The organism is Lonepinella sp. MS14436 (assembly GCF_042470565.1).
Lineage (GTDB): Bacteria > Pseudomonadota > Gammaproteobacteria > Enterobacterales > Pasteurellaceae > Lonepinella.
Window position 1 is genome coordinate 1,090,590 of the sequence record NZ_CP170385.1, and the last position, 26,639, is coordinate 1,117,228.

At 35.5% G+C, this 26,639-nt stretch carries 24 protein-coding genes; 19 read left to right on the top strand and 5 right to left on the bottom strand.

Annotated features, from left to right (window positions below):
• Positions 1 to 20 precede the first annotated feature (20 nt).
• The 12 genes from O1Q81_RS05255 (at position 21) to rfbB (ending at position 12,490) form a co-directional block, all read left to right on the top strand.
• Entirely contained in the window at positions 21 to 1,322 is a 1,302-nt protein-coding gene (locus O1Q81_RS05255) for a hypothetical protein (protein WP_386690128.1), read from the top strand.
• Positions 1,319 to 2,440 (top strand): glycosyltransferase, encoded by a 1,122-nt coding sequence (locus tag O1Q81_RS05260; protein WP_386690131.1) that lies wholly within the window; start codon positions 1,319 to 1,321, stop codon positions 2,438 to 2,440. The genes O1Q81_RS05255 and O1Q81_RS05260 overlap by 4 nt, the downstream gene beginning before the upstream one ends.
• A gap of 13 nt (positions 2,441 to 2,453) precedes the next feature.
• Positions 2,454 to 3,488 carry a polysaccharide biosynthesis protein gene (locus tag O1Q81_RS05265; protein ID WP_386690133.1) on the top strand — a complete coding sequence of 345 codons (1,035 nt, stop codon included), beginning with the start codon at positions 2,454 to 2,456 and terminating at the stop codon, positions 3,486 to 3,488.
• A 2-nt stretch (positions 3,489 to 3,490) separates the two neighbouring features.
• Positions 3,491 to 4,606 carry an NAD-dependent epimerase/dehydratase family protein gene (locus O1Q81_RS05270; RefSeq protein ID WP_386698587.1) on the top strand — a complete coding sequence of 372 codons (1,116 nt, stop codon included), beginning with the start codon at positions 3,491 to 3,493 and terminating at the stop codon, positions 4,604 to 4,606.
• Positions 4,607 to 4,623: 17 nt separating this feature from the next.
• Positions 4,624 to 5,754 carry a non-hydrolyzing UDP-N-acetylglucosamine 2-epimerase gene (wecB, locus tag O1Q81_RS05275; protein ID WP_386690138.1) on the top strand — a complete coding sequence of 377 codons (1,131 nt, stop codon included), beginning with the start codon at positions 4,624 to 4,626 and terminating at the stop codon, positions 5,752 to 5,754.
• An 8-nt stretch (positions 5,755 to 5,762) separates the two neighbouring features.
• On the top strand, positions 5,763 to 6,947 hold the full coding sequence (locus O1Q81_RS05280; protein ID WP_386693569.1) for a glycosyltransferase family 4 protein: 1,185 nt from the start codon (positions 5,763 to 5,765) through the stop codon (positions 6,945 to 6,947).
• Between the two features lie 20 nt (positions 6,948 to 6,967).
• On the top strand, positions 6,968 to 7,885 hold the full coding sequence (locus O1Q81_RS05285) for an NAD-dependent epimerase/dehydratase family protein (RefSeq protein ID WP_386693571.1): 918 nt from the start codon (positions 6,968 to 6,970) through the stop codon (positions 7,883 to 7,885).
• A 69-nt stretch (positions 7,886 to 7,954) separates the two neighbouring features.
• Complete coding sequence (locus O1Q81_RS05290; RefSeq protein ID WP_386696371.1) at positions 7,955 to 8,287, top strand: DUF1016 N-terminal domain-containing protein; 333 nt, start codon at positions 7,955 to 7,957, stop codon at positions 8,285 to 8,287.
• Between the two features lie 47 nt (positions 8,288 to 8,334).
• A complete protein-coding gene (locus O1Q81_RS05295; protein WP_386696374.1) occupies positions 8,335 to 8,745 on the top strand; it encodes a PDDEXK nuclease domain-containing protein in 411 nt (136 codons plus the stop codon).
• Positions 8,746 to 8,799: 54 nt separating this feature from the next.
• Positions 8,800 to 9,348 carry a sugar transferase gene (locus tag O1Q81_RS05300; protein WP_386690152.1) on the top strand — a complete coding sequence of 183 codons (549 nt, stop codon included), beginning with the start codon at positions 8,800 to 8,802 and terminating at the stop codon, positions 9,346 to 9,348.
• A gap of 118 nt (positions 9,349 to 9,466) precedes the next feature.
• A complete protein-coding gene (locus O1Q81_RS05305) occupies positions 9,467 to 11,353 on the top strand; it encodes a polysaccharide biosynthesis protein (protein ID WP_386696376.1) in 1,887 nt (628 codons plus the stop codon).
• Positions 11,354 to 11,404: 51 nt separating this feature from the next.
• Complete coding sequence (rfbB, locus tag O1Q81_RS05310) at positions 11,405 to 12,490, top strand: dTDP-glucose 4,6-dehydratase (protein ID WP_386696378.1); 1,086 nt, start codon at positions 11,405 to 11,407, stop codon at positions 12,488 to 12,490.
• 33 nt (positions 12,491 to 12,523) lie between these two features.
• Here the strand turns inward: rfbB and lysC are convergent, their stop codons facing one another.
• Positions 12,524 to 13,876 carry a lysine-sensitive aspartokinase 3 gene (lysC, locus tag O1Q81_RS05315; RefSeq protein WP_386696380.1) on the bottom strand — a complete coding sequence of 451 codons (1,353 nt, stop codon included), beginning with the start codon at positions 13,874 to 13,876 and terminating at the stop codon, positions 12,524 to 12,526.
• A gap of 251 nt (positions 13,877 to 14,127) precedes the next feature.
• Between lysC and proQ the strand changes: the two genes are divergently transcribed.
• The 5 genes from proQ to O1Q81_RS05340 all read left to right on the top strand — a co-directional run bounded on the left by proQ (position 14,128) and on the right by O1Q81_RS05340 (position 19,839).
• Positions 14,128 to 14,754 (top strand): RNA chaperone ProQ, encoded by a 627-nt coding sequence (gene proQ / locus O1Q81_RS05320; protein ID WP_386698615.1) that lies wholly within the window; start codon positions 14,128 to 14,130, stop codon positions 14,752 to 14,754.
• Between the two features lie 97 nt (positions 14,755 to 14,851).
• Complete coding sequence (gene prc, locus O1Q81_RS05325; RefSeq protein ID WP_386696382.1) at positions 14,852 to 16,939, top strand: carboxy terminal-processing peptidase; 2,088 nt, start codon at positions 14,852 to 14,854, stop codon at positions 16,937 to 16,939.
• Between the two features lie 63 nt (positions 16,940 to 17,002).
• Positions 17,003 to 18,475, top strand: coding sequence for a L,D-transpeptidase family protein (locus tag O1Q81_RS05330; protein ID WP_386696384.1), 1,473 nt, complete (start codon positions 17,003 to 17,005; stop codon positions 18,473 to 18,475).
• A 102-nt stretch (positions 18,476 to 18,577) separates the two neighbouring features.
• Positions 18,578 to 19,141: a DUF882 domain-containing protein gene (locus O1Q81_RS05335; RefSeq protein ID WP_386696386.1), complete on the top strand. Its 564-nt coding sequence runs from the start codon at positions 18,578 to 18,580 to the stop codon at positions 19,139 to 19,141.
• 68 nt (positions 19,142 to 19,209) lie between these two features.
• Positions 19,210 to 19,839 carry an MBL fold metallo-hydrolase gene (locus tag O1Q81_RS05340; RefSeq protein ID WP_386693588.1) on the top strand — a complete coding sequence of 210 codons (630 nt, stop codon included), beginning with the start codon at positions 19,210 to 19,212 and terminating at the stop codon, positions 19,837 to 19,839.
• An 86-nt stretch (positions 19,840 to 19,925) separates the two neighbouring features.
• Here the strand turns inward: O1Q81_RS05340 and O1Q81_RS05345 are convergent, their stop codons facing one another.
• The 3 genes from O1Q81_RS05345 to erpA form a co-directional block, all read right to left on the bottom strand.
• Entirely contained in the window at positions 19,926 to 21,134 is a 1,209-nt protein-coding gene (locus tag O1Q81_RS05345; RefSeq protein WP_386696388.1) for an IS256 family transposase, read from the bottom strand.
• 81 nt (positions 21,135 to 21,215) lie between these two features.
• A complete protein-coding gene (locus tag O1Q81_RS05350; protein ID WP_386696390.1) occupies positions 21,216 to 21,581 on the bottom strand; it encodes a YacL family protein in 366 nt (121 codons plus the stop codon).
• A gap of 17 nt (positions 21,582 to 21,598) precedes the next feature.
• The gene (erpA, locus tag O1Q81_RS05355; protein WP_386685673.1) at positions 21,599 to 21,940 is read right to left on the bottom strand and encodes an iron-sulfur cluster insertion protein ErpA; all 342 of its coding nucleotides are present in this window, start codon (positions 21,938 to 21,940) and stop codon (positions 21,599 to 21,601) included.
• Positions 21,941 to 22,076: 136 nt separating this feature from the next.
• Between erpA and map the strand changes: the two genes are divergently transcribed.
• Together map and glnD are read left to right on the top strand one after the other, a co-directional pair.
• Positions 22,077 to 22,880 (top strand): type I methionyl aminopeptidase, encoded by an 804-nt coding sequence (gene map / locus O1Q81_RS05360; protein ID WP_386685676.1) that lies wholly within the window; start codon positions 22,077 to 22,079, stop codon positions 22,878 to 22,880.
• Positions 22,881 to 22,919: 39 nt separating this feature from the next.
• Positions 22,920 to 25,484, top strand: a complete 2,565-nt coding sequence (gene glnD / locus O1Q81_RS05365; protein ID WP_386696392.1) for a bifunctional uridylyltransferase/uridylyl-removing protein GlnD — start codon at positions 22,920 to 22,922, stop codon at positions 25,482 to 25,484.
• A gap of 32 nt (positions 25,485 to 25,516) precedes the next feature.
• Here glnD and O1Q81_RS05370 read toward each other — a convergent pair whose 3' ends face one another.
• Positions 25,517 to 26,476: a calcium/sodium antiporter gene (locus O1Q81_RS05370; protein ID WP_386696394.1), complete on the bottom strand. Its 960-nt coding sequence runs from the start codon at positions 26,474 to 26,476 to the stop codon at positions 25,517 to 25,519.
• Positions 26,477 to 26,639: the final 163 nt, after the last annotated feature.

The following is a 26,639-nucleotide window of genomic DNA, read 5'->3' on the forward strand; positions in this document are numbered from 1 at the left end:
AACAGAAAAGAGAATACTAGATGAGAATCCATAAAGTAAATATAATTTTTTATATATTATTGTTGTTGTTTGTTTTTGTTATCGGTGTATTTTATGATTTTTCATTTGATTATGTTGGTATTTCTTTCTTATTGTCTAATTTTGTAATATTAACATTGCTTTTATTTACTATGAAATCTCGAGTGAATACGATAGGTTTTGTTTTTTTATTTTACTTTATTTTTTTCGGTATTGCAGGTTGGCTACAATATAGTGAAAATATACATATTTGGGTCAGTTTTATTTTTGATAAAGATGATTATCTTTGGACCAATATATTATTAATAATCTCGTATATAGTGTTGTTTTTGTCATATAAATTTACAAAAGATAGTAATCAAAAATATATAAATTTGAAATATGAAAAAGACACTTCGCTATATTTATTATATGGTATATCATTTGTTTTATGTTTGATATGTTCATTTATCGTTTTTTATGATAAAGATTGGAATATAATGAACCTAATATTTAGGGGTTTTTCGGATGATGATGTAACTACTTTGGAAAAAGGCAATCCATTATGGAATGTAATAGTTAATTTAGCAAGGTTTCTTCCTATGTTCTTGCTGTTATTATTTATAGATAGCAAAGGTATAGGTAAATTTTTAATTCTAATATTAGTTTTGTTTTGTGCATTTCCATTAGGTATTCCTAGATTTTTTGTGGCTTATATTTATATTCCTATATTGGTATTGCTTATTCCATATTTTCAACGTTCGTTAGCAATGCTTGGGACTCTAATTGTATCCTTATTTATTGTATTTCCATTTCTTAACCAGTTTAGATATTTTGATAGTAATAACGGGATAAGCTTATTAAGTGACTTAGATTTTCTGAAAGAAGGGCATTTTGATGCTTATCAAAATTTAATGAGTGCTATAAAGCTAGAATTTATAACCTATGGCTATCAGCTACTTGCACCTTTTACATTTTTTGTGCCACGAACTATGTGGGCTGATAAACCTTTTGGTAGTGGTTATGCAATGGCTGAAAAATATGGATTTTCATTTAACAATATTTCTATGCCTTATTTTGCAGAAGGCTATGTTAATTTTGGTGCGGTCGGAATGATTGCTTTTTCAATTGCATTGGGTTATATGATGAAAAAAATAGATACCAGCTTATTAAAAAGTACGAATTCATTAGATTACGGTTTCGGAATATTCTGCTGTGCTTGGTTTTTCTTTATGCAACGAGGAGATTTGTTATCATCAACCAGTGTTGCTATGGCAGGCGTGGTGTCATATCTTATAGCCAAAAGAATGGGTAATTTGAGATGAAAAAAATACTGATAAATGCAACAAATTTACATTATGGCGGAGCGATTCAAGTCGCTAGTTCGTTTTTATCTGAGTTGGGAAAAATGAATATCACTGATTTTGATTTATCTGTTTGGGCTTCTAGTGATGTAGATAAAAACTTGCTGCCAGAGCAGAAAAAAGCCTTAAATAATTATAAAGTGGTAGATACTTTTGGTTTAAAAGGCGTACTCTCTAATAAACATTTTTTTGATGAGTTTGATATAGTCTTTACTGTTTTTGGTCCTTGTTATTACCCTATAAAAGGCATTAGTATTGTTGGATTTGCTCAACCTTGGATAATTTATCCAAATAATGATGTTTATAAATTACTGAATTGGTCTAATACCATAAAAAATAAATTAAAATTTTTCCTTCAGAAACTTTTTTTTAAGCGAGCTGATTGTTTGGTTGTTGAATTAGAACACGTAAAGCAGAGATTGATTGCCCAGCATATTCAAACAGCAGATAAGATAGAAATTGCTTATAACACTGTTTCAAATATCTATTATGAAGCTGAAAAATGGCGAGCCATCCCGATTCTAAATCAATTAAACGTTGAAGACACAATTAAGATTGGTTTTTTAGGTAGAGATTATCCACATAAAAACATTGGAATTTTACCGAGAGTTAAAGAAATTTTATTGCAAAAATATAAAATGCAAGTGTCATTTTATGTAACGCTAAATGAACAAGAATGGCAGGCAAGAGATGCTGATTTTAGGCAGAGTATTTATAACGTGGGGTCATTAGATGTAGTACAGTGTCCATATTTTTATCAAGAGATGGATGCAATGATTTTCCCAAGTTTATTGGAGTGTTTTTCTGCAACACCGCTAGAAACAATGGTGATGCAGAAAAAATTATTTGCCTCAGATCGTGCCTTTGTGCGAGATATTTGCAAGGATTATGCGAGCTATTTTGATCCAAATGATGCAGATTCTATTGCTAAAGTTATTTATGAATACTATGCCAATATGAATGAAAAATTATATTCTGAGCAACTCAAGGAAGCTCAACATTATGCGATGAATTTTTCTAATGCTAGTCGTAGAGCGGAGAAATATTTTTCCATTATCAGACGTTATTTAACCAAATAGAGAGATTAGATTTATGTTCAAAGATAAAACTTTATTAATCACAGGCGGTACAGGTTCATTTGGGAATGCTGTATTAAGACGTTTTTTAGCCACTGATATCGGTGAAATTCGCATTTTTAGTCGCGATGAGAAAAAACAAGACGATATGCGTAAAAAATACAACTCGCCAAAATTGAAATTCTATATTGGTGATGTGCGTGATTATAATAGTATATTAAATGCCACACGTGGTGTTGATTATATTTATCACGCAGCTGCATTAAAACAAGTGCCGTCTTGTGAATTTTATCCATTAGAAGCGGTGAAAACCAATGTGTTGGGTACAGAAAATGTGCTAGAAGCAGCGATTCAAAATAAAGTAAAACGTATCGTTTGTTTAAGCACCGATAAAGCCGTTTATCCTATCAATGCAATGGGGATTTCTAAAGCAATGATGGAAAAAGTGATTGTGGCGAAATCTCGCAATTTAGAAGGTACAGGCACAACGATTTGTTGTACACGTTATGGTAATGTAATGGCATCGCGTGGTTCGGTGATTCCGTTGTTTGTCGATCAAATTCGTGCCAATAAACCATTTACCATTACCGATCCGAGTATGACTCGTTTTATGATGACCTTAGATGATGCGGTAGATTTGGTGCTTTATGCGTTTACAAATGGTGAAAATGGCGATATTTTTGTGCAAAAAGCACCAGCTGCAACGATTGAAACCTTAGCGAAAGCGATTACGGAACTATTAAATGTGCCTAATCATCCGATTGATATTATTGGTACTCGCCACGGTGAAAAAGCGTTTGAAGCATTGTTAAGCCGAGAAGAACGAGCTTGTGCGATCGATCAAGGGGATTATTTTAGAGTACCAGCCGATCAACGTGATTTAAATTACGGCAAATATGTTGAAAATGGTGATGTGAAAATTAAAGAATTTGTAGATTATAATTCAGATAACACCGAGCAATTAGATGTAGAGGGAATGAAACAACTGCTATTAAAATTAGCATTTATTCGTTCCTATATTGATGGCGAATATATTTCCCCAGAGGCTTAATAATGAAAATATTGGTTACAGGCTCAAATGGTTTTATTGCTAAAAACTTAATCCAATTTTTGGTAGAAAAACAAGATGTTGAGATTCTGAAATATAGTAAAGAATCCACTATTCAAGAGTTAGAAGAAAAGGTTAAAATTGCCGATTGGATCGTCCATCTTGCTGGGGTTAATCGTCCGCAAAATGAACAAGAATTTATTGATGGCAATGTTGGATTGACGGATAAGATTTGCTCTATTCTTAAAGCACATCATTTGAAAACACCTGTTATTATTTCATCTTCAATTCAGGCAGAACGTGATAATGCTTATGGTCAAAGTAAATTAGCGGGTGAGCAAACATTAATTGATTTACACCAAACCCAAGGGAATCCTGTTTACATTTGTCGTTTAGCCAATGTGTTTGGTAAGTGGTCTAGACCGAATTATAATTCGGCAGTGGCGACTTTTTGTTATAACGTTGCCAATGATTTGCCGATAGAAATTCACGATGAAAATGCGAATATCCGTTTAGTGTATATTGATGATGTGGTGGAAACCTTTTGGTATATTATTCAAGGTACATACAAACCGAATTCTCAAATCTTTGGTGTAGAACCTGAATATCAAATTAGTGTCGGTCAATTAGCACAAACATTGCAGGATTTTAAAAATTCCAGAAAGACCTTAATTACTGATGAAGTTGGTGTTGGTTTAAAACGTGCATTATATTCAACCTATTTAAGTTTTTTATCGCCAAAACAATTTGATTATGCCGTGCCTAAATATGGCGATCAGAGAGGTGTATTTGTTGAAATGTTGAAAACCCCAACAGCAGGGCAGTTTTCTTATTTTACCGCTCACCCTGGAATTACACGTGGTGGACATTATCATCATACTAAAACAGAAAAATTTCTGGTGATTAAGGGTAAGGCTTTATTCAAATTTAAGCATTTGATTACGGGTGAATATTATCAGTTAGAAACCACTGGTGATGAACCACGTATTGTGGAAACCGTTCCTGGGTGGACTCACGATATTACTAATATTGGCGATGATGAAATGGTGGTGATGTTATGGGCAAATGAAATATTTGACCGTGAAAAACCAGATACCTATGTGATGCCTTTAACCGTTTAATAATAAATGAGTGTTTTATGAAAAAATTAAAATTAATGACAGTAGTTGGAACTCGCCCTGAAATTATTCGTTTATCTCGAGTAATGGCAGTGTGCGATCAATATTTTGAACATATTTTAGTACATACTGGTCAAAACTATGATTATGAACTAAATGAAATTTTCTTTACGGATTTAGGGATTCGTAAGCCTGATTATTTCTTAAATGCAGCGGGTGCAACAGGGGCAGAAACTATTGGCAATGTGATTATTGCAGTAGATAAAGTGCTAGAAGAAGTCCAACCTGAAGCATTATTAGTTTTAGGCGATACCAATAGTTGTATGTCTGTGTTACCAGCCAAACGCCGTAAAATTCCAACATTCCACATGGAAGCAGGGAATCGCTGTTTTGATATGCGTGTACCAGAAGAAATTAATCGCCGAATTGTCGATCATACGGCGGATATTAATTTAACTTATAGCACGATTGCTCGTGATTATTTAATTGCTGAAAATTTGCCACCTGATTTAGTGATTAAAACAGGTAGTCCAATGTTTGAAGTGCTTAATTTTTATAGAAACAAAATTAATGCTTCCGATATTTTGAGTAAATTAGGATTAGTAGAGCATCAATATTTCGTGGTGAGCGCTCATCGTGAAGAAAATATTAATTCGGATAAAAATTTCTTAGAGTTAGTGGATATGTTAAATGCCGTAGCGGAAAAATATCAACTTCCTGTCATTGTTTCTACGCATCCACGTACACGCAAAAGAATTGAAGCATTAAATGTTGAATTTAATCCATTAGTACAATTACTTAAACCATTGGGTTTTAGTGATTATAATCGCTTACAACTTTCCGCCAAAGCAACATTGTCTGATAGTGGTACAATCAATGAAGAATCTTCTATTTTGAATTTCCCAGCATTAAATTTACGTCAAGCACACGAACGTCCTGAAGGAATGGAAGAAGCTGCCGTAATGATGGTCGGTTTAACCGCAGAACGTGTGTTGCAAGGGTTGTCTATTTTAGATCACCAACAACGTGATGAAGTGCGTTCATTACGCTTAGTTGAAGATTACAGTATGCCAAATGTGAGTGAAAAAGTCGCTCGTATTATTTTAAGTTATACTGACTATGTTAACCGTGTGATTTGGAAAAAATATTAAGATTTTCTATGAAAAAGACAGTATATGTAGTTACCGAATATTATCATTCTACTCAAAATACCACTGGCTATTTATTTGAGAAGTTATGTAATGCTTTAAGTAAAGATGATGAGTTGAATTTAAAACTTATTGTTACAGAAGATGGGAATATTCCTAAACAAGATAATGCTATTTATGTTCGTCCCCCGATTAAGAAAAACAGGGGTAGTCTAATTAAAAGAGCATTATTTGAAGTAATGTTATCTTTTGCATTTCTAAGTAAAATATTTAGTAATGTAAGCAAAAACGATATTGTTTTTTCTGCTACTACACCGACTTTTCTGTTAGTTGTTATTGCGGTATTACAAAAAATGATCGGTTTCAAATGGATCTTGTTGGTTCATGATGTATTTCCTGAAAACTTAGTACCCGCTAGAATTTTAAAAAGTGATCAATTCTTTTATAAAATTCTGAAAAAGATATTTGATCGAGTATATGCTAAACCCGATAGAGTTATCGTGATTGGTAAAGATATGCAGGAATTAGTTTCATCTAAAACCAATAAAGACAATATAGATATTGTACAAAATTGGATAGATGAATCGGATATTTTAGTACAGAAACGAAGTGATAATGACCTGCTAAAAAATATTGGTTGGGAACATTCGCCAGATACGATTTTTTATTATTTTGGTAATATTGGGCGTATGCAAGGTATTGATACGATTTTAGATGCTGTACCGCTGATGAAACATAATGACAAAGCTAAATTTTTATTTGTGGGTGAGGGTGCGTACGTTGAGCAATTAAAAAACAAAATTAGTAATATGAATAACCCTAATGTGCATTACTACGGCTCAATAGGACAAAGTAATAAATCGCTTGGACTAAATACTGGGGACATTGCTTTAGTTACTTTGGCAGAAGGTATGCTTGGCTTAGGTGTGCCAAGTAAAACTTATTTTTCAATGGCAGCAGATAAACCTGTGTTGGCAATTTTGGATCAGCGTAGTGAAGTGGCAGATATGGTAAATCGTCATAAAACAGGCTGGACGATTGATCCCAAAGATACATCAGAGATTGCTCAATTATTAGATGAGATTGTTTTATTAGATCATCAGTATAACTTAAACTCACCACGAGCAATATTGCAACAGTATTACTCAGAATCTACGGCTGTGGGTAAAATCATTGCAATTATTAAGAAAATTTAAGGTATTCTAAGGTTAAATAAATGATTATCCAAATTACAGGTGCGTCAGGTTTTGTTGGTCAAAACTTAACACAATATTTTGCAAAAAGTCCTTATAAAATCACCGCACTTTCGTTGCGTAGTGAGAACTGGAAGAAAGATCTAGACCAAGATGCGGATGCCATTATTCATTTGGCTGGTAAAGCACACGATACAAAAAATACCAGTGATGAAGCTGAGTATTTCAAGGTTAATCGAGATCTGACTATCGCATTATTTGAACAATTTTTGCAGTCTAATATTCGGGATTTCTTTTATTTTAGTTCCGTAAAAGCGGTAGCAGATACAGCTGATAATGTGGTAGATGAAAACATAACACCTAATCCATTAACCGCTTATGGTAAATCTAAGTTTGAAGCTGAACAGTTTTTATTAAGCCAAACTTTACCTATTGGAAAACGTTTGTTTATCATTCGTCCTTGTATGATTCACGGTGCAGGCAATAAAGGTAATCTCAATTTATTATATAAAGTGGTTGAAAAAGGTATTCCTTGGTTTTTGGCAAGTTTTCATAATCAACGCTCTTTTCTAAGCATTGATAATCTGAATTTTTTGATTGGGCAGATGTTATTGAAAGATAATTTAGCATCGGGAGTGTATCATTTTGCAGATGATGAAACTTTATCAACTAATGAGCTGATTACATTAATTTCAAAAACATTGGATAAAAAACCTAAGCTATGGTTTATACCGACAGGGATAATTAAAACTTTGGTAAAATTTGGGGATATATTACCGTTACCACTTAATTCAGAAAGATTGAAAAAATTAACGGAAAGTTATGTGGTGAGTAATAAAAAAATTAAGCAAGCCTTAGGCATTGAAAAGTTACCCGTTACGGCAACAGAAGGATTGGAAAAAACGATTTTAAGTTTTAAAGCAAGTAGTGCTGGAAGTTAAGTGATGATAATAGAAAAAACACTTGTAGATGAACTTTCTGAATTGATTTAGCATTCTCAAAATAGCGTTGTGAATTATGCAAATTATTCATTAATTAGACTTTTTTGGCAAATTGGTCAGCGTATCAATAGTGAAATATTGAATCAAGAGCGGGCTGCTTATGGCAAACAAATTGTGTCGACAGTATCGACACAATTGACTGAAAGATTTGGTCGCAATTTTTCCTTACGAAACGTTCGGCGTATGATGCAATTTTCAGAGCAATTTCCTGATTTTAGTGAGATTCAACCTTTTTGTACTAAATTAAGTTGGTCGCACTGTGTTGAGTTATTACCGTTAAAAACAAAAGAAGCAAAATTTTTCTATGCCAATTTAGTTTGTAGTCAGAGAACGATTATCTAGAAAAAGATCTTGAAGATGCGATTTTACGAGAACTAGAGTGTTTTATTTTGGAACTTGGTAATGGATTTACTTTTATTGAACGCCAAAAACGAATGATTATTGACGGAGAAGATTTTTACCTTGATTTGTTGTTCTTTCATCGTAAATTAAGAAGATTAGTTGCGGTAGAATTAAAACTAGGTAAATTTAAAGCTAAAGATAAAGGGCAAATGGAGCTTTATCTTAATTGGCTTAATAAATACGAACGTCAAGAATTTGAAGAAGCACCGATAGGTTTGATCCTTTGTGCCGAAAGTAGCAGAGAGCAAGTAGAACTATTACAAATGCATAAAGATGGTATTTTAGTTGCAGAATATTGGACGGAGTTACCCCCTAAGGCACAACTAGAAAAACGTTTACATCAAGCATTAGTAGAAGCAAAAGAGCGATTTGAAAAAAATACCATTTATTTAGAGTAACGCAGAAATATAAATATTTCAGATTTTATTGAACCAAAGTAGGAATAACCCACAATGACAAGATTTTTTGACTTCTCATTTTCATTATTAGGACTGGTCTGTCTTTCCCCAGTGATGCTTATATTGTATATTATAGGTCTGTTTGATACAGGCTCACCGATTTTTATACAAGAGCGTGTGGGTAAAGATAAAAAGCCATTTACACTTTATAAATTCCGTACTATGCATAAAGATACTGCATCGGTAGCATCACATTTAGCCAGTACTTCTTCTATTACCAAGTTTGGTGCATTTTTACGCCGTACAAAGTTAGATGAATTACCACAGCTGGTGAATGTATTACTAGGGGATATGAGTTTTGTAGGACCGCGTCCGAATTTGTTTAATCAGCCAGAATTGATACAAGAACGTGAGAAACGCGGTGTATATTTAGTACGCCCTGGTATTACAGGGTTAGCTCAAATTAATGAAATTGACATGTCCACTCCCGAGCTGTTAGCAGAAACGGATCAAAATATGATTCAAAACCTCACATTGAAGAAATATTTTAATTATATTATTGTCACTGTTTTAGGAAAGGGTTCAGGCGATCGCGTTAAATAGATTTAGGGAAAGACGCGGGCGATCGGATGAAATAGGTTTAGCAAGGGATGCAGGCGATCACATGAAATAAATTTAGGGAAAAGCGTGTGGATCGCTTGAAATAGATTTAGGAACAAAAATGTTTGAGTATTTAATTAATTTGCCAAGAATGGTAAAAAGACTTATTACCATAATTATGGATATTGTTTTTATTAGTATCGCTTATTTTGGTTCATTAGGGATTCGTTATGATAGTAGTCAACCAATATACGAATCTAATCATTGGATAGTCCTTAGTTTTGTTATTTTTGTTAGTCTAATTACGTTTATCAGACTGGGATTATATCGAGCGATTTTACGTTTTGTGACAATTAAGATTCTAAAAACAGTGTTAATTGGAACAACGATTTCACTCTCGGCGGTTTTATTAGGTGCTTATTTTCTTCAAGTAACAATTCCTCGTACCGTACCTGTCATTTATTTTATGATTTTAGTCTTGTTGATTGTTGGTTCCAGACTATTTTTCAGAACAATTTTAAATATTGAACGAGATTCTCGTATCTCTGTAATTATCTATGGTGCAGGTGATTCAGGTCGTCAATTATTAACTACTTTAAACCAAATGAACGGTTATTTTGTCGCGGCATTTGTTGATGATAATCATAAATTACATAAATTAATTCTGTACGGAATTACGGTTTACTCACCTGCGAACTTAGAAAAGCTAATTGCTCAATACAATGTAAAACAAATTTTATTAGCTATTCCAAGTGTATCAATGAGTCGTCGCCGAGAAATTATCGAAAATTTAACCGCACTTCCTTGCGAAGTATTGTCTATTCCAGGAATGGAAGAGTTGATTACAGGTAAGGCAAAATTATCTACTTTAAATAAAGTATCGATTGATGATTTATTAGGGCGAGATCCTGTTAAACCGATTAACGATTTATTAAAAGCCAATATTGTGGATAAAAATGTAATGGTAACAGGGGCGGGAGGTTCTATTGGTTCAGAATTGAGTCGTCAAATTATCAATCAACGTCCGAAAAAGTTAGTATTATTTGAACTCAATGAATTTAGTTTGTACGCCATTGAAGCTGAACTTCGAGAAGTAATTAAGCAAAAGCAGTTAGATATTCAGCTTATTCCGATTTTAGGCACAATTCAAAATAAAGAGCATTTAGTGAATGTGATGACCGCGTTTCGTATCAATACGCTTTATCACGCAGCAGCTTATAAACATGTTCCTTTAGTTGAATATAATATGATTGAGGGTGTGAAAAATAATATTTTCGGTACGTTAAATTGTGCGTTATCTGCTATTGAAACTGGCGTTGAAAGTTTTATTTTGATTTCAACTGATAAAGCAGTTCGTCCAACTAATGTAATGGGTACAACTAAACGTATTGCGGAACTGATTTTACAAGCACAAGCACAAAAACAATCTATAACACGTTTTTGTATGGTGCGATTTGGTAATGTGCTAGGTTCTTCAGGATCGGTTGTACCGTTGTTTAGAAAACAAATTGAGCAAGGTGGTCCTGTTACCTTAACGCATCCTGAAATCACACGTTATTTTATGACGATTCCAGAAGCTAGCCAATTAGTCATTCAAGCGGGAGCAATGGGCGTTGGTGGTGATGTGTTTGTATTGGATATGGGAGAGTCGGTGAAAATCATTGATTTAGCCAAACGAATGATTTCGCTCATGGGAATGAAAGAAAAATCGGTTGAAAATCCTAATGGTATTGAAATCAGAATTACAGGATTACGCCCTGGGGAAAAACTTTATGAAGAATTGTTGATTGGCGATAATGTGTCAAAAAGTTCTCACCCACGTATTATGACGGCAAAAGAAATAATGCTTGATTGGCATGAACTAAATTTATTGTTGATCGAATTAAAAAATGCTTGTATAAATGCGGATGTAAAATTAGTAAGAGAATTGTTATTGACATTTCCAGCAAGTTTTAATCCTGTAGATGGGATTTGTGATTTGGTGTGGCAAGAGAAGTATTCCAATTAGATTTGTGTAGTGATAATATTGAGAATTGAGTTTTATAAAGGTAAATACAAAATGAAAATTCTCTTAACAGGCGGTGCAGGCTTTATCGGTTCGGCAGTGGTTCGCCATATTATTAACAACACAAACGACAGCGTAATCAATGTAGATAAACTTACCTACGCTGGCAATTTAAACTCAATTAAAAGCGTTTCCAACAACCCTCGCTATGCCTTTGAGCAAGTGGATATTTGCAATCAAGTCGCTCTTGAGCGTGTATTTGCGGAGCATCAACCCGATGCAGTGATGCACTTAGCTGCTGAAAGCCATGTGGATCGTTCTATTGATAGACCAGCAGCCTTTATTGAAACGAATATTATCGGCACTTATACGCTTTTGGAAGTCGCTCGCCATTATTACAACGGTTTGAGTGGCGAGAAAAAAGCGACGTTTCGTTTTCACCATATCTCAACCGATGAAGTGTTTGGTGATTTGCACGGCACGGACGATTTGTTCACCGAAACCACGCCCTATGCCCCGAGTAGCCCGTATTCTGCGTCCAAAGCGTCAAGCGATCATTTGGTGCGAGCATGGCATCGTTCCTATGGTTTGCCAGTGGTCTTGACCAACTGCTCTAACAACTACGGTCCTTTCCATTTCCCTGAAAAACTCATTCCACTCGTGATTTTAAACGCCATTCACGGCAAGCCGTTGCCGATTTATGGCAAAGGCGATCAAATTCGGGATTGGTTGTTTGTGGAAGATCACGCCCGAGCCTTGCATTTGGTGTTGAGCCAAGGCGAAATCGGCGAAAGCTACAATATCGGCGGACACAATGAGAAAACCAACTTAACAGTGGTGGAAACCATTTGCGATATTTTGGATAGCCTAAAAGGCAGCGAGAAACTCGCCAAATTTGCACCGCACTTTGCACAAATTCGCTCATTCCGTGAGCTGATCACCTTTGTGCAAGACCGCCCTGGACACGATAAACGTTATGCCATTGATGCAACCAAAATGAAGCAAAAACTTGGCTGGACACCGCTAGAAACCTTTGAAACTGGCTTGCGTAAAACAGTGGAGTGGTATTTGGATAATCAAGATTGGTGGCAAGCGATAAACAATAAGTACACTAATAGCAAACATAAAGAGTTGATATAACCAACTCTTTATGTTTATTCGTACTGAGTAAAACTACTCAAACAACTCTTTATGCAATGCTCGCACCACATCATCTGCTTGTTGGCTAGGTACTAATGTACAAATGTTATTAGTGCTTGCACCATAGCTAATCATTCTTACATTATATTGTTCTAAGGCGGTGAATACACGTTTTGCTACACCAGAAGCAATGTGTAGGTCATTTCCGATAAGTGCAACTAAAGATAATCCTGTATCTACTTTAACTGTACAGACTTCACTCAATTCGGCAAGTAAATCATTCGAAAGTAAATCTGCCCCAGATGAAGCAGAACCAGTTTTATCTAGGGTTAATGCAATACTGACTTCTGAAGTTGTGATTGTATCCACAGAAATTTTGTATTTGGCTAATATATTGAATACATTGGCTAAGAATCCCTGAGCGTGGAGCATATTAAGGCTTGAAAGAGTCAATAAAGTTTGATCACGACGTAATGCAATGGCTCGGAATGTTGGGCGTGGTTGTGGATCTCGAGTTACCCAAGTGCCGCCATCTTGTGGAGCTTTACTTGAACCAACATAGACAGGGATATTGCTTCGTACGGCAGGTAATAAGGTGGCTGGATGTAATACTTTTGCTCCAAAAGTTGCCATTTCAGCGGCTTCGGCAAAGCTCATGGTATCAATGCGTTGAGCATTAGGCACAATGCGAGGATCGGTTGTATAAATGCCAGCGACATCTGTCCAAATTAAAACATCTTTCGCATTTAATACCTCAGCAATTAAGGCGGCGGAATAGTCGGAACCACCACGACCTAGAGTAGTGGTTTTACCCTCAGGATCTCTGCCTATAAAACCTTGTGTAATGACTAATTCACCACGATTAATTAATGGTTTTAAAATATTGTCACTATTTTTCTTGGTTAATTCATCATCTGGTGCAGCTTTACCGAAGTGGCTATTTGTTGCTACAACCGAACGAACGTCAATCCACGTAGATTGAGTATTTAATTCTCGTAAGACTTCCACAAAAATGTGAGTTGACATCATTTCCCCATGGCTGATTAATTCATCAGTTAAAGCTGGGGATGTTGCAAGACTGGCTGCTTCCGAGAGGGATTCAATATTGTGTAATAGGCGTTCAATTTCAGGTCGAACTAGGGAATCGTCTTGTAGGGAGGTTAAAATATTTTCTTGAATTTGACGGATTTCACCGATCAATTTTTCACGTTGTGTGCTATCAACACCATTAGCTAATGCAACTAATAAATTAGTGATACCAGCCGAAGCAGACAAGACTACGACTCGAGTATTAGGATCAGCGATAACGATATTAGCACAAGCCACCATTGCAGGATAATTTGCGACACTGGTTCCACCGAATTTGGCTATAGATAAATGTGACATAAAATGTTCTCCAAAAAAGTAAATTAAAAATTGAATAGTATAGAAATATCGGTTTAGTCAAAAATTGTCAATATTTTTGTGCGAATGAACATTGAAAATTTATTACGCCTGAAATTTTATCCATAAATGATTGCGTATATTTGCTAAAATGCGGTAAAATGCAACATATTTTTTATTCTAAGATTTTATATATGACAACAGAACAAATAGCACAAATAGATGCACAGCCAGTTAGCCAACAAGAAACTCAAGTGACAGCGGTAAAACGTTCAAACAAGGAAATTATTGCCTATTTAGCTGAGAAATTTCCCCTTTGTTTTAGTGTAGAAGGTGAAGCAAAACCATTAAAAATAGGTTTGTTCCAAGATTTATGTGAAGCATTAGCTGATGATGAAAATGTGAGCAAAACACAATTACGTTATGCGTTACGTCAATACACATCTAACTGGCGTTATTTGTATGGTTGTCGTTTAGGTGTAGAACGTGTAGATTTACAGGGTAATCCAGCAGGTTTGCTAGAACAACAACATGTTGAACATGCTCAACAGCAGTTAGCTGAGGCGAAAGCAAAAGTGGCAGAAAAACGTGCGGCAGAGCAAGCAGAAGCAAAAGAGAAAATGAAAAAACGCCCTGCTCGTAAGCCAAAACAAAAAACAACGATATTCAACAAAAAAACAGCGATTCCTCGTCAAAGTAAACCTAGGTTAGCATTAACGACAGCTTCTCATGATAATTTAAAACAAGGCGGTCAGGTTAAAATGAAAATGGGTGAGAGTGTAAAAAATGTGGTTGTTTTAGAGATCGTTAAAGATTCTGCTCGTGTTCAATTAAATAATGGCTTAGTAATGAATGTGGCGACCAATCGTTTATTTGCATAATAAAATCTTAATGCCGTAGTCATCAGAAGATGAATTACGGCATTTGTACATCCTTAGTTAAGCTAAGTGATGTTTTTCTTTTGTTAGGAAAGTCAAAATGAAGTTTATCAGAACGAATTATATTTCAGCTTTGCTTGCAACAGTATTTTTTTCTGGAGCAGTCAATGCAGTTGCACCAAGTATTAAATCAAGTGATATTAAATTACCACAAGCGACCGAAGAAAATTCATTGGCAACAAAACGTGTAACAACACGTTTAACCCAATCACATTATCGTAAATTTCAATTAGATGATGGATTTTCGCAAAAGATTTTTGATCGCTATGTGGATCTTTTGGATTATAGTCATAATTTATTCATTCAATCGGATATTGATGAACTGCGGGAAAAATACGCAAATCAATTAGATGATGAGTTAAATGAGGGTAAATTAGATATTGCCTTTGCTATGTATGATTTGATGACACAGCGTCGTTATGAACGTTATGCTTATGCGTTATCCTTATTAGACAAAGAGCCTAATTTAACTACCAGTGAGCAGATTGAAATCGATCGTAAAAAAGCCCCTTTTGCAAAAACTGCGGAAGATGCGAATAAATTATGGGAACAACGAGTTAAAAATGACATTATTGAGCTTAAACTCAAAGATAAAAAATGGTCAGAAATTAAGAAAACATTAGTTAAACGTTATAATTTAGCTATTCGCCGTTTAACTCAAACTAAAGCGGATGATATTACTCAGCTTTATTTGAATGCGTTTGCTCGAGAAATTGATCCACATACTAGCTATTTATCGCCACGTGTAGCCAAAAGTTTTAATGAAAGTATGAATTTATCATTAGAAGGTATTGGTGCAACATTGCGTCAAGAAGATGATATTACTATCATTCAATCTCTTGTACCTGGGGCTCCAGCTGCTCGTAGTAAAAAATTAAAAGCAGGTGATAAAATCATTGGTGTGGGTCAAGAAAAAGGTAAGATTGAAGATGTGGTTGGTTGGCGTTTAGAAGATGTAGTTGATAAGATTAAAGGTAAAAAAGGCAGTAAAGTCCGTTTAGAAATTGAGCCGGCAAAAGGCGGAAAAAATAAAATTATTACCTTAGTACGTGATAAAGTACGGATTGAAGATAGTGCAGCCAAATTAACTGTAACAAAAGTCAATGGTGAAAATGTTGCGGTAATTAAAATTCCAACCTTTTATATCGGATTGACTGCGGATGTGCGTAAATTATTAACCGAGATGAAAAGCAAAAAAGCGACATCATTAATTATTGATTTACGTGAAAATGGCGGTGGTGCGTTAACAGAAGCGGTTGAATTAAGCGGATTATTTATTTCAGATGGTCCTGTTGTTCAGGTGCGTGATGCTTATAATCGTATTCGCGTACACGAAGATCCAGATAATGCACAAGTTTACTCAGGTCCATTATTGGTTATGATTAACCGTTATAGTGCATCAGCTTCGGAAATTTTCTCTGCTGCTATGCAAGATTATAACCGTGCTATTATTGTAGGGCAAAATACCTTTGGTAAAGGGACAGTGCAACAAAGTCGTTCATTGAATTTTGTATATGATTTAAGCCAAGAACCGTTAGGTTTTATTCAATATACAATTCAGAAATTTTATCGTATTGATGGTGGAAGCACCCAGTTGAAAGGGGTTGCAGCGGACATTAAATATCCAGAAATTATTGATACTAAAGAAAATGGTGAAGAAAAAGAAGATAACGCATTACCATGGGATAAAATTCCAGCAGCGACTTATTCCGAAGTGGATAATGCTCGCCGTGTGGTGGCAGTTTTAAATGAAAAACATTTGCAACGTATTGCCAAAGATCCAGAATTTATAGCATTAAATGAAGATCTGAAAATTCGTGATGAACGTCGTGAGCGTAAATTCTTGTCATTAAATTATCAGGAACGTAAAGCGGAACATGATAAAGATGATGCAAGACGTTTAAAAGATTTGAATGCAAGGTTTGCCAGAGAAGGTAAAAAAGCTTTAAAAAATATTGATGATTTACCAAAAGATTATGAAGCTCCCGATTTCTTCTTAAAAGAAACTGAAAAAATGGCAGCCGATTTGGTTAAATTTAATGTTGAAAATACAAATAAAGAAACATCTAAACCAGTAGAAAATAATTCTCAATATGTTAAAGAAAAAACAGAAAAGACTGCATTTTAGGTTAAATTAGGGTGATAAAAGTATGAAAGTGCGGTGTATTTTGATTGAGTTTAAGGATTTTGAATGAAAGTAAAAACGCAACGTTTTAAGTTTGCACCATTGTTGATCTTAATTTCTGGTTTATGTGCGAGTTGTACAGTATCGGATTATTTTAATTCGGATACTAATGTAGATCGGAAAGAAAGCATCAATGTGGAGCAGGCTAATCAGCAAATTGCAGAAGCGAAAGCAGCAGAGCAAAAGCGTATTGAATTAGAAAAACAGCAACAAGCAGAACTTAAATTAACGGAGTTAATGAAGAATCAGCCTGTTCAGTTTAATTCTACATTAGCGAAGATTTATGCGATGAGAGAATTCGCACCGATTTGGCAAGATGAGGATGCTAAAAAGAAATTTTTACATGAATATGCGGCTTTAGTGGCGAGTGGAATTTCTCGTAACATGGCTACATCCTTAGATGCTATCAGCTCAACACCAGTTGAAAATATTCAACATGATATTTTATTAACAGATGCTTTTTTAGGTTATATGTATTACACCAATAATGTGTCTTCATCAGCACAAAGTTGGTTATATTCACAAAATAACTATAAAGTCGATAAACCCTCTGATGAGTTAATTGTTAATTGGTTAACTGCGGTGGAAAATAATGAAAGTTTAGCTTTCGTGAATAAATTATCATCAAGCAATAAGTTATATCAGGAAACCTTACAGCGTATATCAAGTGATCTTGCCACAGATAAGAAACAATCAAGTGCTGAATTATATAAATTAGCACTGAATGCTCAACGTTTACGTATTATTCCGAGCTTTGAGAATGGTCTTTTTGTGAATATTCCGAGTTATCAATTAAATTATTATCGTGACGGTAAATTAGTGTTAAATTCTCGTGTTATCGTGGGTAAAGAAGCACGCAAAACCCCTGTGATGTATAGTAAATTAAGCAATGTGGTAGTGAATCCACCTTGGAATGTACCAAATACGATTTTGGTCAAAGATATTGTGCCTAAATTGGCTCGTGATCCTAGCTATGCAGAACGTTCAAGTTTAGAAATTTTTGATAGTAGAGGAAATAAAATCAATGCCCATAGTGTAAACTGGTCGCAATATGTGAACAGTAAATCAGTGCCGTTTCGGATTCGCCAAAAGGCAGGGGACGATAGTGCATTAGGGCGTTTTAAGTTTAATATGCCAAGCTCAGATGCAATTTACTTGCACGATACCCCGAATCATAGTTTATTTAACAAAACATCAAGAGCATTGAGTTCAGGCTGTGTGCGAGTGGCTAAATCTGATGATTTGGCTAGTATATTGTTAAAAGAAGCTGGTTGGTCAATGGATAAAAAACAAACTGTGTTGGCAAGTAAGAAAACCACATCAGTACAGATTCAATCAAATAACCCTGTGTATTTATATTATGTAACGACTTGGGTTGAAAATGGAAAAGTGCAAACACTGCCAGATATTTATGGTTATGATAGGCTAAATGCTGCACCAAGTTATATTAACTGGAATACCATACGGAAATATCTTTAAATAGTTATAGGGAAAAAGCTGTATTTACCCTATGCTTTTTGAACTAAAGAGAGTAATACTACTCTAATTAACAATCATATATACAAAAATAGAGAATTAAAAATGACAGAAATTAACCATAGTCGCCGCAAGTGGTTAGCTTTAGGTGGAATCGTACTGGGAGCGGCTACATTATCTCCTAACTCCGTACTAGCGGTAGTTTCCACACCAAAACCACGAATTTTGCGTTTAAGAAATATTAATACTGGAGAAATATTTAGCTCAGAATTTTCTGAAAGTAAAGGGTTCTCTAATATCAAGTTACAAAAGTTAAATTGGTTTATGCGTGATTGGCACTTAAACCGAGCTCGTTCAATGGATCCTAATTTGTTCACTAAATTATATAATATTCAAGGTGGGTTAGGGTTGCGTAATACTGAAATTCAAATTATTTCAGGTTATCGTACGCAGGCAACAAATAATAATTTGCGTAGGCATTCTCGTGGTGTAGCATCAAATAGCTATCATATTAAAGGTCAAGCGGTAGATTTTCGTATTGAAGGTGTGCCATTAGCTAAAGTAAAAGCGAGTGCGGAACGTTTAAATAATGGTGGCGTGGGTTATTATCCAAGAAGTAATTTTGTCCATGTGGATACTGGTCCTGTGCGGACTTGGCATGGCTCGTAAAAAATTAAAATTCTCAGAAACAGAACCGCAGTTTGGCGGTTTTGTTGTTTTTATTTAAGGTTGCAAAAATGAATATTGATATTATCCCTGTTACTGCATTTCAGCAAAATTGTTCAATTATTTGGAATGATGAGAAGAAAGCTGCCATTATTGATCCTGGTGGTGAAGCCCCAAAATTAATTAAGCGTATTGAACAAAATGGTTTAGATCTGCAAGGTATTTTAATCACTCATGGACATTTAGATCATGTTGGTGCGGCAACCAAGTTAAAACAGCATTTTAATGTAGAAATTATTGGATCAAATTCCTTGGATAAGATTTTATTTGCGGCTTTACCACAACAATCCCGTCAGTTTGGCGTATTTGAAATTGATGCTTTTGAACCCGATCGTTGGTTAGACAACGAGGGGGAAATTTTAAAAATTGCGGGGTTTGAATTTGAGATCCTACATTTACCTGGTCATGCACCTGGGCATATTGGTTTTATTGAACACAAAGAGGGAATTGCATTTACTGGCGATGTGTTATTCAAACAAGGTATTGGTCGTACAGATTTACTTGGTGGAAATCATACAGATTTGATTAATTCAATTAAGCAAAAAATGTATAAATTGCCTGATGATATGTTAGTACTACCTGGGCATGGTCCACATACGACCATTGGTCAGGAAAAATTGAATAATCCGTTTGTAAAGTAGGCGTAAAGTAATAGATTAGGCTTGGGGTGTATAGCATACGCCCATGTCAGAGCCTATCCCATATTTTGTGTAAACACCAATTTCACTTAAAGGTGATCATTTAAGCGATCACCAAATTCTAGCACAAAATGGTTCAATGCTGCTCGCCAATTTCGGATTGGCATTGACCATTTTTTAGACGCATCTTTAATCGCAAGCCAGACTATTTTAATCACGGATTCGTCTGTCGGGAAGACATTTCGTTTTTTAATCACTCGTCGAATCACGCTATTTAACGATTCTATCGCATTTGTCGTGTAAATTGCCTTGCGAATATCGTCAGGATAGCTGAAAATCGTGGCTAAATTCGCCCAATGAGTCTGCCAGCTTTTGGCGATTAATGGGTATTTTGCTTGCCATTTTTGCTCAAAATTAGCCAGTGCCTGTAGGGCTACCTGTTCCGTAGGTGCTTGATAAATCAGCTTTAAATCCCCTGTCACGGCTTTGTAATCTTTCCAAGTGACATATTTCAAACTATTACGAACCATATGCACGATACAAAGCTGAATTTTCGTTTCAGGAAAAACAGTATTAATCGCTTCAGGAAAGCCTTTTAAACCATCAATGCAAGCAATCAGAATATCCTGTACGCCACGATTTTTAAGCTCGGTTAGTACGTTTAACCAAAATTTTGACCCTTCATTTTCGGCAATCCACAGCCCTAACAGCTCTTTGCGTCCGTCCAGATTCACACCAAGAGCGACAAACACGGCTTTATTGATAATGCGTCCGTCTTGGCGAACTTTCACCACGATACAATCCAAATAAACAATGGCATACACCGCATTAAGGGGTTCATTTTGCCACTCAATAATGCGTTCTTTGACTGAATCAGTCACCCGAGAAATTAGGCTAGATGAAACATCGGCATCATAAAATTCCTTAAACGAATCAACAATCTCTTGATTACTTAACCCTTTGGCATATAAGGCAATGATTTGCTCATCCATACCCGTAATGCGAGTTTGATTTTTCTTAATAATTTGGGGTTCAAAGGTGCTTTCACGATCTCGGGGAATGTTAAGTTCAATATCTCCCTCATCGGTGAGCAAGGTTTTTTGACTATAACCATTTCGGCTATTTTTAGCCTTTCTTGGCTGATTTTTCTTATAACCAAGATGTTCTGTAAGCTCAGTATTGAGAGCGGCTTCCACGGTGATTTTTTTCAGCACGCGAGAAAGCTGATTGAGATCTTCTGGCGTTTTGAGGTTTTTAGCTAATTCATTCGCTAATAATTTAATTTGTTGTTCATTCATAATGAAAATACCTGTTTTTGGTTATTATCTCAGAAACAGGTATTTACACAAATTTTGGTATAGGCTCTAATGTCAGCTCAGTTATCTCACAAATTCAAGATAAGATGTTAAAAACCGCTCAAAATCTTCTAATCCTAAAAACGCCATACTTTCTTCATCATAATAATGGAAATCCTGTTCTAGCTCTTCATTCTCATGATTTATTGATAAATTATTAGCACGAATCATCACTTCCTCCCCATTGATAAATAAGCTATATTCTTTGCCTATGAGTTGCGTTTCCTGTTCGGCAGTAAAGGATTTCGCTTGTTGAATTAGTGAAAGTGCGGTGAAAGTTAATTGAGAATTATTTGGAATTTCCGCATTAAACCAGTTTGCCACCGCAAAATGTTCCATTGAACATTTTGCGATCACATTGCCTTGATAATAAGTAAATTGGAAATCCATGGATTTAAAAAAGATGATTAGATACTAAATGACGAGCCACAACCACAAGTGCTTGATGCGTTAGGATTTTGTACTACAAAACGAGAACCTTCTAAGCCTTCAATATAATCAATCGTACCACCGATTAAATATTGTAAACTCATTGGATCTACCACTAATTGTACACCTGAATTTTCTACGGTGAGATCGCCATCATTGACTTTCTCATCAAAGGTAAAGCCATATTGGAAACCACTACAACCGCCACCTGTAATATATACACGTAATTTTAGTGCTAAATTTTCTTCATCGGTAATCAATGCCTTGACTTTGTTTGCCGCAGCATCGGTAAAATTAATTGGTACTGAAATATCTGACATCACACTTTCCCACAATAAAAATTTTTTGCCATTATCTAATAACCGACTAATTCATTCAAGGATATTTTTATTTCAATCAGGTTTAGTGCTATTATATAAACGATATTTTGGTATTTTTTAGATAAAGAGAGATAAAATGGCTATTCCATTAAGAACAGAACAAGAAATTGTAAAATTACGTGAAGCCTGTAAATTAGCTGCTGATATTTTAGTGATGATTGAGCCACATATTAAAGCAGGGGTGAGTACGGGTGAATTAGATCGTATTTGCCATGATTATATGATTAATGTCCAAAAAGTTATTCCAGCTTGTTTGAATTATCACGGATTCCCAAAAGCTACCTGTATTTCACTCAATGAAGTGGTTTGTCATGGTATTCCAAGTGATGACAAAATTCTGAAAAATGGTGATATTTTAAATATCGATGTGACAGTGATTAAAGACGGTTATTATGGTGATAACTCCAAAATGTATATTGTGGGTGAAACTAATATTCGTAGCCATAAGTTAGTGGAGGCGGCTCAAGAAGCCCTTTATGTAGGTTTACGAGTGGTAAAACCAGGTATTCGTTTAAATGAAATTGGGCGAGCCGTACAAAAATATACTGAATCACAAGGCTTTAGCGTGGTGCGTGAATATTGTGGTCACGGTATTGGTGATCAATTCCACAGCGAACCGCAAGTATTGCATTATTATGCAGATGATGGCGGTGTAGTGTTGCAAAAAGGCATGGTGTTTACTATTGAACCGATGATTAACGCAGGCAAAAAAGATGTTCGCTTAATGGGCGATGGTTGGACAGTAAAAACTAAGGATCGTAGCCATTCCGCTCAATATGAACACCAAATTGTGGTGACTGATAATGGTTGTGAAGTGATGACCATTCGTGAAGAAGAAGAAAAAGCAGGGCGGATTGCTCGGATTATGGTGAATCAGTAATATTCCAATTTTATGTAGGGGCAATAAGAAAATATGTCTATGCTTTTCAACCTCACCCCAACCGATATTAAACAGCAAAAAGAAGATCTTAAGCAACAAGAGCTTGCGAATTTTGCTCAAAGTGATGTAAATTCACTGATTTCGCACCGCACTTTATTTTGTGATCAGTTACTTTGTCAATTATGGCAGCATTTTCAGCTCGATCAAACGGCATTAACCTTAATTGCAGTGGGCGGTTATGGACGTAAAGAAATGTTTCCCTTGTCTGACTTAGATTTTCTGATTTTAAGTGAACAGGAAAATGAGCCAGAAATCGAACGAAAGATCACCGATTTTATTCAATTTTTATGGGACTGCGGATTTGATGTAGGGGCGAGTGTTCGCACTTTAGCAGAATGTAATAGCGAGGGGCGAGCAGATATTTCTATTGCTACGAATTTACTTGAAAGCCGTTATTTATGTGGTAAACAAGAAAATTTCATAAAATTAACCGCACTTTTACAACAACCTGACTTTTGGTCAAGAGAAACCTTTTTTAAGGCTAAACTAGAAGAAAAAGATCAACGTTATCAACGCTATAATAATACTAGCTATAATCTTGAACCAGACATAAAATACAGCCCTGGTGGTTTGCGTGATTTGCATTTGATTTATTGGATTGCATTACGCCACTCCAATGCGATTACCTTGCAAGAAATTCTACAAGCTGGCTTTATTTATCCCGAAGAATATGAGCTATTAAAACTCAATCAACAATTTTTGTTTAAAGTACGTTTTGCTTTGCATCTGATTTTAAAACGCTACGATAATCGTTTATTGTTTGATCGCCAAGTGAAAGTAGCGGAATTATTGGGTTATCAAGGTAATGGCAATGCTGGCGTTGAGCAACTGATGAAATGCTTTTTTCAGGCTTTGCAAACCATTTCTTGTTTAAGTGATATTCTCGCCAAACATTATCGTGAGCATTTTTTAGCGGAAAAAAGTGCGGTGCAAAATGCTAATATTTTATTGGATTCGCATTTTCTATTACAAAATAACGCTATTTGCCTTGTAGAGGAAGATTGTTTTATCCGTCAGCCCGAAACAATTTTAGATTTGTTTTATCATCTCACTCAGCAAACACAAGCAGAAATTCATTCCACTACGCTACGTCAATTACAAATTGCCCTAAGCCAACGGACGCTAAGTTTGAGTGATATTCCTCTGGCTCGGGAAAAATTTTTACGTTTATTTTCACAACCTAATGCTATTAACCGAGCTATTGTGCCGATGCACAGATATGGCGTACTAACTGCTTATATTCCGCTATGGCAAGGTATTGAAGGGTTAATGCAATTTGACTTATTTCATGTTTATACCGTAGATGAACACACTATGCGAGTGTTGTTAAAGCTGGAAAGTTTCTTGCAAACGGAAAGTCAAAATGACTATCCTATTTGTAGTGAGGTATTCCCAGCCATTGCTGACCGTACATTGTTATATATTAGTGCCTTATTCCATGACATAGCGAAAGGACGAGGTGGCGATCACGCCGAGTTAGGGGCAGTAGATGTGCGACAATTTGCTATGCAACATGGTTTTGATAAGCGAGAAATTGATACTATGGCATGGTTAGTCAAACGGCATTTATTAATGTCAACCGTGGCACAACGTCGAGATATTTACGATCCAAAAGTGGTGATGGCATTTGCCGAAGAAGTACAAAATAAAGTGCGGTTAGATTTATTGATGTGTTTAACCGTGGCAGATATTTGTGCCACTAATCAAACTCTGTGGAACAGTTGGAAACGAGCATTGTTTGGCACTTTATATCAATCTACGTTAAAACAATTCTATCAGGGTATGGATCAGTTGTTAGATAATCAAAAAGCCATTGCAGAACACCGTGAGCAAGCATTGGCGATGATAGCTCAACCGAATCTTAAGCAAATTAATGCTTTGTGGCAACGTTGTTCAGATGATTATTTCTTACGCCATACGCCGAAAGAATTGGTGTGGCATATTGAGTTATTGGAAAATATCAGTCAACAGCCGTTAGTTAAAATCAGTAACCGTTTTTCAGAGGGAGGAACGCAAGTTTTTGTGTATTGTCAGGATCAGGCGAATTTATTTTATAAAGTCGTAGCAACCATTGGGGCAAAGAAATTAAGTATTCACAATGCAAAAATTAGCACGAGTATTGATGGTTATGCTATGGATACCTTTATCGTGACGGAATTAAATGGCAATTTACTGAAATTTGATCGCCGCCGTGACTTGGAAAAAAACATAATGACCGTGTTACATTCTGATAAATTACCGAAATTGTCTATTCTAAGCAATCCTAAATTGACCCATTTTCAGGTTAAAACTGATGTGCGTTTTTTAGATGTGAAAAAAGCTAATCATACTGAGATGGAATTATTTGCCTTGGATAAAGCAGGCTTACTGGCAGAAGTAAGTCAGGTATTTAATGAGTTAAAATTAAATATTATCAATGCCAAAATTAGCACCGTGGGGGCTAAAGCGGAAGACTTTTTTATGTTGGTAAATCAACACAATAAGGCGTTGAATGAACAAGAGAGAAATCAATTAGAACAGCTTTTATTAGAACGATTAGGCTAAAAAATCCCCTGTTTTTACAGGGGAAATGGAATTTAAACTGCGGTGTAAAATAAGTAAGTATTGTAGGCAATATAACTAATCAATAATAACAATCCTTTAAACCGCCCAATATGTCCGTTTTGTTGTTTAAACGAATAGCCAAAGATAAATAAAGCAACCGTGAGAGCGGACATAATCAAAACATCACGCGAAAGCACCGCACTTTCCACTTGCATTGGGTGGATTACGCCAGCAATACCTACCACTGCTAAGGTATTAAATAAATTTGAACCAATAATATTGCCTACCGCTAAATCCACTTCGCCTTTACGAGCAGCCACGATAGATGATGCTAATTCTGGTAGAGATGTACCAACTGCCACAATGGTTAAACCGATCACTAAATCACTCACACCAAAATAATGTGCGATTTCAACGGCTCCCCAAACTAATAATTGTGAACTTGCCATAAGTAGAATTAGACCGACCAATAACCAGAAAAGGGCTTTACTTAAAGACATATATTTTTGGTGTTGTAATTCTTCAGGTAATACATTGTTTTTATTACGTAAACCTTGCCAAATTGTGCATGTCATATAGATTGCCAGAATAGCGATTAAAATTAATGCGTCAAGGCGAGAGATTTGCATATCATAGAGCAGATAGGCAGAAATAGCAGTAACAAAAATGAGTAGTGGCAGATCTTGTTTAAGCACTTGTGAATGTACTAAAACAGGCTTAATTAAGGCAGTTAGTCCTAAAATAAGTGCAATATTGGTAATATTAGAACCATAAGCATTACCTAATGCAATGCCTGGGCTACCGTCAACAGCGGATATAGCAGAAACCACCATTTCAGGAGCGGACGTACCAAATCCGATGATAACAATACCAATTAAAAGTGGGGGCATACCAAAATGACGTGCAGTAGCAGCTGCACCATCTACAAAGCGATCCGCTGACCAAACTAATAGGATTAATCCGATAATAATAGCTAAACAGGGTAAAAGCATACAAATTTCCAATATCAAATAAAAGTCGGTATTATATCGGATTAAAGAAAATAGAGATATGGCTTGGAAAAAAATAAAATAGAAAAAATAAAAGCCCAAAGAAATTTGGGCTAAAACTTCTGGCTTAATAGGAACTTTTATCAAAGGAGATAAATAAAAGCTC